Source organism: Nocardia lasii, from assembly GCF_042658545.1.
GTDB classification, from domain to species: domain Bacteria; phylum Actinomycetota; class Actinomycetes; order Mycobacteriales; family Mycobacteriaceae; genus Nocardia; species Nocardia lasii.
The window spans coordinates 1-13,638 of record NZ_JBHSQN010000009.1; the positions used below are offsets into that span (position 1 = coordinate 1).

The window sequence follows — 13,638 nt, forward strand, 5'->3', positions numbered from 1 at the left end:
CTCGCGGCGCGGGGCACCGCCACGGCTCGCCTCGCCGGTCGGCGCGCCACCGGCACGCGGACGACGGGTCCGCCCGCCACCGGTCGCCGAACGGGCCGGCTGCGCGGGCGCGGCCGGGGCGGCCAACGCGATACCGGAGGGCTTGCGGGCGCCGGTGATCTCCACCAGGTTCCGGTCGCCGGGGCGCACGTCGACACCGTCGGTGCGCACGCCCGCCTTGCGGGTCATCGCGGCGACGTCCTTGCGCTCCTCGTCGGTGACGAGGGTGACCACGACACCGTCCTCCCCGGCGCGCGCGGTGCGCCCGGCGCGGTGCAGGTAGGCCTTGTGCTCGGCGGGCGGATCGAAGTGCACGACCAGCGACACACCGTCGATGTGAATGCCACGCGCGGCGACATCGGTGGTGACCAGCACCGGCACCGACCCGTCGGCGAAGGCAGCCAGGGTGCGCACGCGGTTGTTCTGGGCCTTGCCGCCGTGCAGCGAGCCCGCGTCGACACCGGCGCCGCGCAGCTGCTTGGCCAGGCGGTCGGCGCCGTGCTTGGTGCGCACGAACATGATGGTCAGGCCCTCGCGGGCGGCGATCTCGGTGGCCACGGTGCGCTTGATGTTCTTGTCGCGCACGTAGAGCAGGTGGTGGGTCATGGTGCTGACCGAGGCCTCGGCGGGCGCGGTGGAGTGCGTCACCGGGTTGTTCATGTAGCGCTTGACCAGCTTGTCCACGTCACCGTCGAGGGTGGCCGAGAACAGCAGGCGCTGGCCCTGCTTGGGGGTGCGGTCGAGCAGGCGGGTGACCTGGGGCAGAAAGCCCATGTCGGCCATGTGGTCGGCCTCGTCGAGGGCGGTGATCGTCACATCGGACAGATCGGCGTTGCGCTGCTTGATCAGGTCGTCGAGGCGACCCGGCGTCGCGATGAGCAGGTCCACGCCGCGCGCGAGCCGGTCGGCCTGGCGCTTGATCGGGGCGCCACCGACGACCGAGGCGACGCGCAGGCCCAGCGAGCGGGCGGCGTCTTCGAGGGCCTTCTCGATCTGGGTCGCGAGCTCGCGGGTCGGCACCAGCACGAGACCGCGCGGGCGACCGGGCTTGGCCGGGGAACCCTCGGCCAGGCGGGTCAGCATCGGCAGGCCGAAGGCCAGGGTCTTGCCCGAGCCGGTCGGGCCGCGCCCGAGCACGTCGCGCCCGGACAGCGCGTCACCGATGGTGGCGGCCTGGATGGGGAACGGCGCGTCGATCCCGGCGTTGCGCAGGGTCTGGATGAGCGCGACGGGCAGGCCGAGGTCGGCGAAGGTCGGTTCGGCGGGCAGAGAAGTGGTAGTCAAAGTGGCCTTTCGTTGGGCTGCGAATCGCGCCGGAAGAGGACCGGCGCCGATTACCCGAATACGCGCGAGGGCGTGAGCGGGGCGCGGCCCAGCAGGAAGGACCGGTCTCCCAGGATAGGCGCGTTCGGCCTCGGTTGGGTAAACCGGCAGGTCAGCCGCGGAAGAGTCGGCTCAGTTCCTGCAACCACGGCACCGCGACGGCCAGCGTCGGCACGACCAGGATCGCGGCCGAGCCGAGGTAGGCGGCGGTGGCGACGCGCACATCGCCGGTGGTGCCCGCGAGACGTTGGATGCGGATGAGGGTGCTCGGGCCGCCCGCGGCCAACGCGCCCTGCGGGGCGGTCGATTTCGCGCAGGCGATCAGGGCGCGGGCGAGCGGTTTGGGGCCGGTGACCTTCACGGCCGAGTCGTCGGCGAGCAGTTCGATGAGCAGTTTCACCTGGCCCAGCGCGGCCTTGCTGCGCACCACCCGGGGAAACGCCTCGTGCACGGCGGTGAACGCCTCGAGCACCAGATCGTGGCGGGCGCGCAGGTGCGAGCGCTCGTGGCTCACGATGGCGGTGACCTCGGCGTCGTCGAGGCTGGTCAGCGTGCCCTCGCTGATCACCACGCGCTGGCGCAGGCCCGGCAGGCAGTAGGCGATGGGCTCGGTGGCGGCCAGCACCCGGATATCGGCGGCGCGGCGCACCGGGCCGCTCTGATCGAGCAGATCCACGAGCATGCGATGGCGCGAGCGACGGCGGCGGGTGTGCACCCCGACGCGCACGATCGAGAAGATCAGGCGGGCGCCGACCATCAGGGTCAGGGCGAAGACCAGCACATACAGCGACCACAGGGGCAGTCCGAGCGCGTCGATCTCCCGGGTGGGGGAGGTGGTCGGGCGGCCGTCAGGGCCGGGAACGAGCAGCATGCTCGCGATCGCCAGGCCCGAGCCGAAGGCGCTGAGCACGGCGGCCAACGCGATGGCCTGCCACAACACCAGGGCCGCGCGGGGCGTGCGATGCACCCAGCTCGCACGACTGAGCAACGCTGGTACCGGCCCTGCGAGAAGCAAGGCGAGACCGGCGAAGACTGCCGCGGTTGCGTTCATCGACTCTGCTCACTGCGTTGTGGGGCGAGGTGGCGCTCACCCCATTGTGAGAGCCGCCAGGGAGTCTAGCCGCTGTTTTCGTCGGATTCGAGCTTGGCGAGCGCTTCGCGCAGCGCGTCGGCCTCGTCCTTGCCCACCTGTTCGACGAAGTGGACCAGGGCCGCGGCCCGACTACCTGCGGCGTCGGCCTGTTGTAGCGCGTCGACCATGAGGCTCGCGACGAGTTCGTCGCGACTGTGAACCGGTGCGTATCGGTGCGCGCGATCGTCGCGCCGCTGCACCACCAGATCCTTCTTCGCCAGTCGTTGCAGCACGGTCATCACCGTGGTGTACGCGAGCTCGCGTCGCGCTGCCAGCGCTTCGTGTACCTGTCGCACCGTCAGTGGTTCGTCGGCTGACCACAACTGGTCCATGACCGCTTTTTCGAGTTCGCCCAGACCTGCCATCCCACCGATTTTACGGGCACAACGACAATGATGCGTACTACAGGTTGTCGTAACGGGGTGTTTGCTGGTGTGTCATTCGTCATACCCGGTCGCGCCGTGCACGTGTCGGGTGCCGATCGGCACGATCATCGGCCGCCCCGAGACCGGATCGGTGAGCACGGTGGCGTCGAGTCCGAAGACCTCCGCGAGCAGTTCGGCGGAGATGATCTCGCCGGGTTTTCCCCGCGCGACGATCCGGCCCGCCGACATCACCACGAGCTCGTCGCTGTAGCGGATGGCCAGGTTCAGATCGTGCAGGACCATGACCACGGTGCGCCCGTAGTCGTGGTGCAGGCGGTCGACCAGGTCGAGCACTTCCAGCGAGTGCGCGAGGTCGAGATAGGTGGTCGGCTCGTCGAGCAGCAGGATGTCGGTGCCCTGGGCCAGCGCCATCGAGATCCAGGCGCGCTGGCGCTGACCGCCGGACAGTTCGTCGAGGGTGCGTTCTGCCAGGTCGGCGATGCCGGTCTGGGCCAGCGCGGCGGCCACCTCGACCTCGTCGTCGGCCGACCACTGCCGCATCCAGGACTGATGGGGATGGCGTCCGCGCGCGACCAGGTCGGCGACGGTGAGTCCTTCCGGGGCGACCGGGGTCTGCGGCAGCATGCCGACCACCTTGGCCACGTCCTTGGTCTTCATCGACGAGATCGCCTTGCCGTCGAGTACGACCTGGCCCGCGCGCGGGCGCAGCAGCCGGCCCAGCGACTTGAGCAGGGTCGACTTGCCGCAGCCGTTGGGCCCGATCACCGTGGTGACCACGCCGGGTGCGATGTCGAGGCTGAGCTCGTCGACGATCACCCGCTCGCCGTAGCCGAGGGACACGGCGTCGGCGGCAATGCGATGCGCGGGGCTGGTCATGACAGGGTGGCCTTCCGATTCATGCGGACGAGCAGGTAGAGCAGGAACGGTCCACCGAGTGCCGCTGTGACGATACCGACCGGCAACTCCACCGGCAGCAGTGCGCGCGAGATGAGGTCGGCGACGGTGACCAGGGCGGCGCCGGTCAGCGCCGAGGCGATCAGCGGTTCGCCGGGGGTCCGCAGGGCCATTCTGGCGATCTGCGGCGCGGCCAGCGCGATGAACCCGACCGGGCCCACGGCCGCGGTCGCCACCGAGGCCGCCACGACCGCGGCGCCGATGAGCAGGGCCTGCTGGGTTTGGATCCGCACCCCGAGCACGCGCGTGGACTCCTCGCCCAGGCGCAGCGCGGCCAGGGTGCGCGCCGAGATCAGGGCGACCACCGCGACCACGGCCAGCGCGAGCGCGGCGGGGATCACCCGGGAGATGGCGGCGGCGTTGAGCGAGCCGCTGAGCCAGAGTTGGGCGCGGGCGGCGTCGGTGAGGCTGGCGCGGGTGAGCAGCCAGCTGATCATCGAGACCAGCACCGCGTTCACGCCGATACCGATCAGGACCAGGCGGAATCCGGTCACCCCGCGTTCACCGCTACCGCCGCGACCCCACGCGAGGACGTAGATCGCGGCCGCGGTGAGCAGCCCGCCTGCCAGCGCGGCCAGTGGCGCGCCGACGGTGGCCAGCACCCCGGTGGTCGCGCCGCCGGTGAACACCAGCACCGCCACCGCGCCGACGCTCGCGCCGGTGGTGATGCCGAGTACGTCGGGTCCGGCCAGCGGGTTGTGCAGGATGGACTGCATCAGCGCGCCCGAGAGCCCGAGCGCGGCCCCGACCACCACGGCCGTGAGCGCGCGCGGCAGTCGTGATTCCAGGACGATGAACCGCTGCGATCGACTGCCGCCGCCACCGAGCACATCGAGTACCCGACCCAGCGGGATCGTCGTGTCGCCGACGGCGATATCGAGGCAGAACAGCGCGAACACGGCCACCGCCAGGGCGATCACCGCGCCCAGCATCACCGGGCGAAGGACCAGCGAGACCGGTCCGACCCGCAGCGCGGGCCGCACTTTGCGCAGAGCCTGTGCGGCAGAGGGCTTTTCGAGGTCGATACTCACAGACTCACCAGCTTCTTGCGACGCACCAGCGCGATGAAGAACGGCGCGCCGACCGCGGCCAACATCACCCCGACCTGGAGCTCACCCGGACGCGCCACCACCCGGCCCGCCACATCGGCGACCAGCAGCAGCAGTCCGCCGAGCAGGCCGGAGTAGGGGATCAACCACTTGTTGTCGGGTCCGGTGAAGGCGCGCGCGATATGCGGCACGACCAGCCCGAGGAACGCGATCGGCCCGATCGCCGCGGTCGCGCCGCCGCTGAGCAGCACCACCGCGAACAGGCCGTAGCCCCGCGCCCGGGTGACGTCGACACCGAGCCCGCGCGCGACGTCGTCGCCCAGGCTCAGCAGGTTCAGCGTCGGCGCCGCGCTCACCGCCATGCCGACGCCGAGTGCCAGGAACGGCAGCACCTGCCAGAACACATCCGCTTCGCGTCCGGCCACGTTGCCGACTACCCAGAACCGGTAGGTGTCGAGCGCGGCGTTGTCGAGCACGATGATCGCGTTGGTCATCGCGGTCAGGAACGCGGTGACCGCCGCACCGGCCAGGATCAGGCTCAGTGGACTGGCCTTGCCGCCGCCGATCGAGGACACCCCGAACACGATCACGCCCGCGATCGCCGACCCGGCGAAGGCGAACCAGATGTACTGCGCGGGCATGGTGAATCCGAACAGGAAGATGCTCAGCGCGGCCAGAAAACCCGCGCCGGCATTGAGTCCCAACAAACCGGCATCAGCGAGCGGATTGCGGGTATACCCCTGGATGAGCGCGCCCGCGATGCCCAGTGCCACTCCGGCGGTCAGGGCCAACGCGGTGCGCGGCAGACGTAGCTCACGCACGATCTCTTCGGCGGTGGAGCGGGCCGGGCATCGGAACGGGCCGCCGTCGCAGCCGAGAGCGTGGGTGATCGCGTCGAACACCACCGAGGGTGCGAGCGAGCGGGTGCCGATGGCGATGCTGGCCACCACCGCGAGGGTGAGCAGGACGGCGAGCAGGAGCAGCCCGGTCAGACGACGACGTCTGACGGTGCCAGGTGTGATCACGGCGACGAACTTCTCCTACCTCGAATCAGCACTCGACTTGTCGAGTCTGGTAAGCCTAACCTAATGTTCCGGACAGCATCGTCACGGGATCCCACAGTTCGAGGAGGTTCGATGTCCGAGCCCGTCACCACCGCCACGTCCCGCACCACCGCCGCGTTCGACCGCGCGTGTGCCAGATTGCAGGCCCTGCAACCCGAGCATCCGCGCGTGTACGCCGTGGCGGCGATGAGTGGACAGGGTAAGCGGCGATGGTGGCACGTGCCCAACGGACTGTCGGAGGGCCGCGTCGAACTCATGTACCGGCGCCACACCGCGGAGATGATCAGCGACGAGATGGCCGCCGAGGTGGTCGCGACCGCGCTCATCCACGCGGTGGTCGGTCGGGTGACCGCGCTGTTCGTGATGGACGCCCAAGCCTGGGATCCGGGTCATGACAATCTGTGGATCCACCACGACAACGACGGCGGTATCGACTGGGCGGGCTTGTCCGACATCAGGATTCGCGTCGTCGACGGCGATCCGGAGCCCGGCGTCGTCGCCTTCCCGTGTGAAGCGGCGATGGCTGTGTGGCTCGCTCAACGCTGCGCGTCCTCCCTGATCCCGTTGCAGTCGGTCCTCACCCGCTGCTCGGGTCTACCCGCGCGACGTTTCTGGACCCTGGTCGGCGAGTCCATTATCGGTGCCGCGACCTACGTGCCGGATCTGGCCCGTGCCGACAGTGCCGCCGGTGCGCGACGCGGCCAGTTGTTGCTGGCCGCGTTCGGTGAGCGGGGCCTGCAGGTTCGGCGCAGTCGTTGCCTGCAACGGTAGGGCTCAGAGGCCGAGCGCGGTGGCCATCATCGGCCAGGAGTCGTGCAGATCGTCCTGCCAGTATCCCCACGAGTGGGTGCCGGTGGGGCGGATGTTGTAGGTGATGTTGGTGCGGCCGAGTTCGCGGGTCCGGTTGGCCAGGTTCGCGGTGCACAGGCCGGTGACCGCCTCGATCGCACCGCCGACGATCATCTGGCTGGTCACCGCCGCGTCGGGGTCGGTGCCCTGCGCCTGGATGCGCGGATTGGCCACGGTGTCGTGCGCGCCCGGCAGTCCGGTGCCGCTGGAGATGTACATCGGGATGTCGGGCAGGAGCGCGGCCTGCACGAACGGGTCGCGTTGGCGCCACGCCTCGGCGTCGGTGCCCCACATGTTGGCGATATCGCCGCCGCCCATGCCCACCACGGTCGAGACGAACGTCTTGCCGAGCGGATCGCTGGTCATCGCGCAGCCGCTGTAGGCCGCGACGCTGCGGTAGAGGTGCGGTGCCCGGATCGACAGGTCGAGCACCGAGGTTCCGGCCATGGAGATCCCGGCCAGGGCGTTGACGCCGGTGGTGCCCAGCGCCGCGTCGATCACCGGCGGCAGTTCCTCGGTGAGGAACGTCGCCCACATGTTGCGCCCGTTGTTCTTCAGGTTCTCGCCCATTTTCGCGTCGGGCGCCAGCCAGTCGGTGTAGTAGCTGAACGCGCCCTCCATCGGGATCACGACGTTGACGTGCTTGTCGGCGAAGAACGCCGCCGCGTCGGTCTGGCCCGGCCAGTTCGCCTTGTCCTCACCGCCGCCCGCGCCGTTGAGCAGGTACAGCGTCGGCGCCGCGACCCCGGTCTCGGCCGCCCGCAACACCTTCAACGCGATCGTGCGATCCATCGACGGCGAGTACACCCCGATCTCGGCGACGCGACCGACCTGGGTCTGCGTGACCACGTGCGCACCGGGCGCCGCGTGCGCGCCGAAGGTCGGGGTCGAGATCAGCGCGGCGGCACACAGCGCCACCCCGAGCGTGCGGAGCGTGGAAAGGTTCATGAAACGACGAGCCTGCTGACTTCTCGAGGGGCGTTGTGACGTCGGTAACATAAACCGCCCACGCGGCATCTGGCAAACCGATGTTTCACTCCTTGGTGTTCGGGCTGCGCCAGATCCGGGCGGGGATCCCGGTGACGAGATCGTGGCGGCGCAGGACCTGGACGCGCCACGGCGTCAGCCGCAGCACTCCGAACTTCGGGTCCTGGGGCCCGTGCCAGAACTGGCCGGGGTCATAGCCCGCGCCGGGCGGGCTGCCGTGGCGGTAGAGGTCCCACACGTGCGCGCGTTCGGCGGTGTCGGCGGTCCACGCGGCGACGGCATCGACGGCGACCGTGTTCTGCGCCGGACTCCAATAGGAGAAGGTGACGTGCGGATTTCCCGCGAGATGGGCGACCTTCACCGGGGTCCGGTAGGTGCCGAGCCACCCCACCGGCTCCTCGCCGTCGGTCTCCCACACCGGGATCAGCACCCGCGAGCGCGGTCGCCCCATGGTGTCGACGGTGGTCATGGTCGCGTAGTTGACGGCGCCGACGATCGTGTCGAAGTCGGCTCGGAGGTCGGCGAAGGTGTGGACGTGGGCGCGGTGGCGATCGGTCATGTGCTCCACCGTGCCGGGGTGGGCTTCGGATCGACTCAGGGTCGGCTCGAGGGAGTGGCGAGGGTCAGGGGATCGAGGTGGTGGCCGTGGTCGAATTCGGCGGCGAAGCGGGCGGCGCCGAGGTCGGTGCGGATGCGGGCTTCGATGCGGTCGACGTCCGCGCGTTCGGCGGCGGGTAGGGGTGCGCCGGTGGATCGCCGCAGGGCGTCGGCCGCCCCGAGCAGGTGGGCGGCTCGCACGGAATGCCCGGCGAGGGAACGGGATCCGGCGAGTCCTTCCAGGGCGAGGGCGTGGGCGCGCGGGTCGCCGGTGGGTAGGGCCGAGGCCAGGCCGCGCAGGTGCAGCGCTTCGGCCTCGGTGGCCTCGCCCGCGAGTTCGGCGGTGAAGCCGAGTTCGGCCAGGATCAGGGCCGCCCCGAAGTGCGAGCCCGCCCGCAGGTGCCAGTCGAGCCAGGCGCCCAGGTGCTCGCGTGCCGCCGCCAGGTCGCCGCGCCGCCGGGCGACGAGCCCGAGCCCGAGCACCGCGGATTCCTCGCCGACGAGGTGGCCCTGCCCGACGGCGATCCGCCGAGCCCGTTCGTGCAGCTCAGCGCTGCGTTCGAGGTCGCCCCGCAGCAGCGCGATCCGCCCCAGCGAGGTCAACCGCTCACCGACCTCGTTCCACAACCCGAGTTCCTCGGCGGTGCTCAACGCGGCCCGGTGGTGCGCGCGGGCGGCATCGAGATCCCCGGTGACCTCCGCGTACCCACCGAGCAGGAATCCCGCGATACCCAGCCCCCACCGATCGCCCGTCCGCGCGAAGATCTCCCGCGCCCGCTCGGCGTTGTCCCGCAGCCCCGCGAGATCCCCGTGCCCGAACGCTTCCCGCGCCAGCGACGCCGACGCCGCGGCGACACCCCAGTCATCGCCGTTGTCCGCGAAAGCCTTTCGCAGCACGTGCGCGTCGTCCATGCCCTGGTGCGCGGCGAACCCGGAGTGGGTGTGCGCGAGATACCAGCGGGCGCGAAGTTCGGGCAGGGACAGTCGATCCGGGCTCGGTGTCGAGGCGTGGCGGTCGACCTCCGTGCCTGACGGAGTTGCCGTGACTGCGGGCCGGTCACCATCGGTGCGCGGCGAAGGCGTTGCCGGGCCTGTGGGCCCGTCACCATCGCCGTGTGGTGTGACCGCTGTCGGCGGCTCGGGCGGGAGGTCGACGGTGATGCCCGCGCCGAGTCGCAGGGCGCGCCGCCACAGGTCGGCGACGCGGTGGGCGGTTGAGTGGTGCTCGCTCGGGACGGAGAGCGCGATGCCGAGTGAGCGGATTCCCTCGGTGAGCCGTCCGCGCATCACCCAGTACCAGGCCAGCGCGTTCACCAGGCGCAGCGCGTCCTCGGATCGTGCTGTCGCGCGGGCGGTGTCGAGGGCGCGGCGCAGGTCGGCGGATTCGGCGTCGAGGCGGGCCAGCCAGCGGCGCTGGTCGGTGGAGCGTAGATGGCGGTCGGCCTCCTCGGCGACGGCGACGTAGTAGGCGAGGTGGCGAAGTCGGGTGTCGGCGTCCTCGCCGCTGTCGGTGAGCTGTTCGCTCGCGTACGCGGCGACCGACTTCAGCAGTCGGTAGCGCGGGCGCGCGTCGGCGGCGGGGGTGATGATCAGCGAACGGTCGACCAGGCGGGCCAACGATTCCGCGACCTCGACCCGCGCGACCGCGCCACCGGCGCACACCGCCTCCGCCGACTCCAGGGTGGCCCCGTCCGCGTGCGCCGAAAGCCTGCGCAGTACAGCGCGTTCGGGCTCATCGAGCAGTTCCCAGCTCCAATCGATCACCGCCCGCAGGGTGCGCTGCCGGTCCGGTGCGTCCCGGTATCCGGCGGAGAGCAGCGTGAATCGATCCTCGATCCGTTCGGCGAGGACGTGCACGCCCAGTGCCCGCACCCGGGTCGCCGCCAATTCCAGCGCCAACGGCAACCCGTCGAGGTGCGCGACGATGGTGGCGATCGCGGCGGCATTGTCCTCGGTGACCGTGAAATCGGGCAGCGTCGCCCGGGTGCGCTCGACGAAAAGCCTTACGGCGGGCGCGGATTCCGCATCGATCCGAGCGTCCGTGCCCGCCCGCGCGGCAACCGCGACGTGGCGGCTGTCGTGCGCCGCCGGCCGGCTGTCGGTCGAGACCTGGCGGGCATCCGCGACGTGGCGGCTGTCGTGCGCCGCCGACCGGTTGTCGGTCGAGACCTGGCGGGCATCCGCGACGTGGCGGCTGTCGTGCGCCGCCGCCAGGCTGTCGGTCGAGACCTGACGGGTATCGCGCGGGAGTGCTGGAACCGTCAGGGGCGCAACGGAGTACACGTATTCGCCGGCGATGTTCAGCGGCACCTGGCTGGTGACCAGCACTCGCAACCCGGGCACCGCCGCGAGCAGCCGTGACACCACGATCGCGGCGGCCTCGGCGACGTGCTCGCCGTTGTCCAGTACCAGCAGCACCTCTTCGGCGCGGATCGCCTCCACCAGGTGCGTGAGCTGAGTTCCGCTGTCGGGCAACGGGAACGGGCTCGAGCCGGCCGAATCATCGCGCACCTCGAACGCCGCCGCGACGACCTCGGTCAGCGTCTGCACCGCGCCACCGGTGTCGCTGTCGAGGCACAGCCCGGCCAGTTCGACGAACAGCACCCCGTCGCGCACCACTTGGGCCGCCGCTGTCGCCAGCGCGAGTCGGGTCTTCCCGACACCGCCGGGCCCGGTGAGCGTCACCAACCGCCGCGCACCCACCAGCTCGGCGATCGCGGCGAGGTCGTCTTCGCGCCCGATCAAGGATGTGGCAGGCACCGGCAAACCGCGTCGTGGCGGCACCGGTGCCGCGAGCACGGGCCGCACGGACGCACCGAGCGCCGGATCCTGTTCCAACACAGCACGATGCAGCGCGACGAGCTCAGGACTCGGATCCAACCCGAGCTCCTCGGCGAGATGCTCGCGCAACCGCCGATAGGAATCCAGCGCCTCCCCGTGCCGCCCCGACCGGTACAGCGCCAGCATGTGCGCCCCCCGTAACCGTTCCCGCAGCGGATGTTCCTCGGTGAGCGCGCCGAGCTCGTCGGCCACCTGATCGTGCTCGCCGAGCGCGATCCGCGCCCGCGCGTGCTCCTCCACGGCGGTCAGGCGCTGCTCCTCCCACCGCGACACCGGGATCCGCGCGAAGTCGTGATCGGCGAGGTCGGCCAGCGCGGCACCCCGCCACAGTCCCAGCGCCTCGGCGAGAAGCGTTGCCCGCGCACCGATGTCGTCGGCCGCGCGCGCCCGGTGCAGCAACTGATGGAACACCTGGGAATCCACCGAGCCCTCGGCGACGTCGAGGAGATAGCCGGGGGAGCGCGACACCAGCAGTCCCCGCCCACCCGCCTCGGCGTCTTCGAGCACGCGCCGCAACTGCGAGGCCCTGGTCTGGAGCGACCCGGCCGGGTTCGCGGGCAACGCGGTACCCCACAGCTGTTCGACCAGCCGGTCCGCGGGCACGACCCGACCGGGTTCGACCAGCAGCGCGCCGAGCAGCACGCGCACCTTGAGTTCGGGTATCCGCACCGGCTGCCCGTCCTCGGTCCACACCGCCAACGACCCGAGCACCCCGAAACGCATGGTGACCACCCTAGTCGCGCGCTCGAGCCGACCCGGAGTCGATCCGAAGGGTTTCCGAAGGGCGCGCGAGCAGTGTCGGTGCAGTTCGCATCATCGCCGAAGGGAAGACGTCCTGATGTCCGAGTTCACCGAAGTCCCCGAGCGGGCGGGCACCCGCCAGTGGTGGGGGTTGACGGTCCTGCTGCTGCCCACCGTCCTGCTGTTCCTGACCATGACCGTGCTGTTCCTCGCCACCCCCTATATCGCCGCCGACCTGTCGCCGAGCAGTGGCCAGCTGCTCTGGATCAACGACATCTACGGGTTCGTCATGGCCGGTTTCCTGGTCACCATGGGCACCCTCGGTGACCGGCTCGGCCGCCGCCGACTGCTGATCGCCGGCGCCGCCCTGTTCGGTGTCGCCTCGGCGCTGGCCGCGTTCGCGCCGAACGCGGAACTGCTGATCGGCGCGCGCGCCCTGATGGGCTTGGGCGCCGCGGCGGTCATGCCCGCCACCCTGTCGTTGATCACCACCATGTTCCGCGACGAGCGCCAGCGCGCCACCGCGATCGGCCTGTGGGCGGCGTCGGTGTCGGTGGGCGTGGCACTGGGCCCGCTGCTGGGCGGGTTGATGCTGGCCACGATGTGGTGGGGCGCGTCCATGCTGATCGGTGTGCCGGTGATGGCGGTGGTCGTGCTGGCGGTGCCGGCGCTGATCCCGGAATATCGTGCGCCGCAGGCGGGTCGGATCGATCCGCTGAGCGTGGTGCTGTCGCTGGCGGCGCTGCTGCCGTTCGTCTACGGGGTGAAGAAACTCGCCGAGACCGGGGCGAGCGCCGAATCGGTGCTCACCCTGCTCGCCGGGATCGCCTTCGCGGTGATCTTCGTCCGCAGGCAGCTGCGCCTGGCCGACCCGATGCTGGACGTGCGGTTGTTCGCGAACCGCACCTTCAGCGGATCGCTCGGCGTCTACATGCTCGCCGCGATCGCCCTGGGCGGGGTGTATCTGCTGTTCACGCAGTACCTGCAGTTGGTCGCCGCGCAGTCGCCGCTGCGGGCCGGCCTGTGGATCCTGCCCGCCGCACTGGGCCTGGTGGTCGTCTCCACGCTCACGCCCGCCCTCGCCCGCCGGGTCCGTCCGGCGTACCTGATCGCCGCCGGTCTGCTGGTGTCGGCCGTGGGCTACCTGGTGCTCGCGCAGGTGCCCAGTGCGGCGGGTCTGCCGCTGCTCATCGTCGGCTTCTACATCCTCTACCCCGGTATCGCCCCGGCGATGGCCCTGATTCCGGGCCTGGTGATCGGCGCGGCGCCGCCGGAGAAGGCCGGTGCGGCCTCGGCGGTGGAGAGCACCGCCAGCGACCTCGGGGTGGCACTGGGTGTCGCGTTGCTGGGCAGTGTGGGCGCGGCGGTGTATCGCGCCGGGATGTCCGAGACCGAGGGTGACGCCGCCGAAACCCTTTCCGGCGCACTGACTTCGGCCGAATCGCTGCCCGCCGACCTCGCGCAATCGCTGACCGCCGCGGCGCGCGACGCCTTCACCGACGGGTTGAACGCGGCCTCCTGGACCGCCGCGCTGCTCTCGGCCGTCGGTGCGGTCCTCGCGGTGGCGCTGCTGCGCCGGATTCCGGCCGGTGCGACCACCGTCCCGGAACCCGCACCGGCCGTGGACATCTCGACGGATCGTCCGACTGTCACGGCCTGAGCGAACAGCCCGGATC

At 70.9% G+C, this 13,638-nt stretch carries 11 protein-coding genes; 2 read left to right on the forward strand and 9 right to left on the reverse strand.

Annotated features, from left to right (window positions below; translation table 11 throughout):
• From ACFP3H_RS13230 to ACFP3H_RS13255, 6 genes are all read right to left on the reverse strand, one after another.
• Window positions 1-1,323, reverse strand: a 1,323-nt coding sequence (locus tag ACFP3H_RS13230; RefSeq protein ID WP_378604797.1) for a DEAD/DEAH box helicase, incomplete at its 3' end; no start/stop codon positions are given.
• 151 nt (window positions 1,324-1,474) lie between these two features.
• Window positions 1,475-2,413 (reverse strand): M56 family metallopeptidase, encoded by a 939-nt coding sequence (locus ACFP3H_RS13235; protein ID WP_378604800.1) that lies wholly within the window; start codon window positions 2,411-2,413, stop codon window positions 1,475-1,477.
• Between the two features lie 65 nt (window positions 2,414-2,478).
• Window positions 2,479-2,868, reverse strand: coding sequence for a BlaI/MecI/CopY family transcriptional regulator (locus tag ACFP3H_RS13240; protein ID WP_279537543.1), 390 nt, complete (start codon window positions 2,866-2,868; stop codon window positions 2,479-2,481).
• A 63-nt stretch (window positions 2,869-2,931) separates the two neighbouring features.
• On the reverse strand, window positions 2,932-3,756 hold the full coding sequence (locus tag ACFP3H_RS13245) for an ABC transporter ATP-binding protein (protein WP_378604803.1): 825 nt from the start codon (window positions 3,754-3,756) through the stop codon (window positions 2,932-2,934).
• The gene (locus ACFP3H_RS13250) at window positions 3,753-4,865 is read right to left on the reverse strand and encodes a FecCD family ABC transporter permease (RefSeq protein WP_378604806.1); all 1,113 of its coding nucleotides are present in this window, start codon (window positions 4,863-4,865) and stop codon (window positions 3,753-3,755) included. Before ACFP3H_RS13250 ends, ACFP3H_RS13245 begins: the two co-directional genes overlap by 4 nt.
• A complete protein-coding gene (locus ACFP3H_RS13255; RefSeq protein WP_378604808.1) occupies window positions 4,862-5,908 on the reverse strand; it encodes a FecCD family ABC transporter permease in 1,047 nt (348 codons plus the stop codon). Before ACFP3H_RS13255 ends, ACFP3H_RS13250 begins: the two co-directional genes overlap by 4 nt.
• A 111-nt stretch (window positions 5,909-6,019) precedes the next feature.
• Here ACFP3H_RS13255 and ACFP3H_RS13260 point away from each other — a divergent pair, with 111 nt between their 5' ends.
• Window positions 6,020-6,718 (forward strand): hypothetical protein, encoded by a 699-nt coding sequence (locus tag ACFP3H_RS13260; RefSeq protein WP_378604810.1) that lies wholly within the window; start codon window positions 6,020-6,022, stop codon window positions 6,716-6,718.
• 3 nt (window positions 6,719-6,721) lie between these two features.
• On the opposite strand, the gene ACFP3H_RS13265 is transcribed toward ACFP3H_RS13260, so the two are convergent.
• From ACFP3H_RS13265 to ACFP3H_RS13275, 3 genes are all read right to left on the reverse strand, one after another.
• A complete protein-coding gene (locus ACFP3H_RS13265) occupies window positions 6,722-7,744 on the reverse strand; it encodes an alpha/beta hydrolase (RefSeq protein WP_378604813.1) in 1,023 nt (340 codons plus the stop codon).
• Window positions 7,745-7,829: 85 nt separating this feature from the next.
• Entirely contained in the window at window positions 7,830-8,342 is a 513-nt protein-coding gene (locus ACFP3H_RS13270) for a pyridoxamine 5'-phosphate oxidase family protein (RefSeq protein WP_378604816.1), read from the reverse strand.
• Window positions 8,343-8,377: 35 nt separating this feature from the next.
• Window positions 8,378-11,944, reverse strand: a complete 3,567-nt coding sequence (locus ACFP3H_RS13275; RefSeq protein WP_378604819.1) for an AfsR/SARP family transcriptional regulator — start codon at window positions 11,942-11,944, stop codon at window positions 8,378-8,380.
• A 115-nt stretch (window positions 11,945-12,059) separates the two neighbouring features.
• On the opposite strand from ACFP3H_RS13275, the gene ACFP3H_RS13280 reads away from it, so the two are divergent.
• Window positions 12,060-13,622, forward strand: a complete 1,563-nt coding sequence (locus tag ACFP3H_RS13280) for an MFS transporter (protein ID WP_378604822.1) — start codon at window positions 12,060-12,062, stop codon at window positions 13,620-13,622.
• The last annotated feature ends 16 nt before the right edge of the window (window positions 13,623-13,638 follow it).

Coding starts and splice junctions, on each gene's coding strand:
- ACFP3H_RS13235 (WP_378604800.1), bottom strand. CDS start 2,413: ATGAACGCAACCGCGGCAGTCTTCGCCGGTCTCGCCTTGCTTCTCGCA.
- ACFP3H_RS13280 (WP_378604822.1), top strand. CDS start 12,060: ATGTCCGAGTTCACCGAAGTCCCCGAGCGGGCGGGCACCCGCCAGTGG.
- ACFP3H_RS13260 (WP_378604810.1), top strand. CDS start 6,020: ATGTCCGAGCCCGTCACCACCGCCACGTCCCGCACCACCGCCGCGTTC.
- ACFP3H_RS13275 (WP_378604819.1), bottom strand. CDS start 11,944: ATGCGTTTCGGGGTGCTCGGGTCGTTGGCGGTGTGGACCGAGGACGGG.
- ACFP3H_RS13245 (WP_378604803.1), bottom strand. CDS start 3,756: ATGACCAGCCCCGCGCATCGCATTGCCGCCGACGCCGTGTCCCTCGGC.
- ACFP3H_RS13270 (WP_378604816.1), bottom strand. CDS start 8,342: ATGACCGATCGCCACCGCGCCCACGTCCACACCTTCGCCGACCTCCGA.
- ACFP3H_RS13265 (WP_378604813.1), bottom strand. CDS start 7,744: ATGAACCTTTCCACGCTCCGCACGCTCGGGGTGGCGCTGTGTGCCGCC.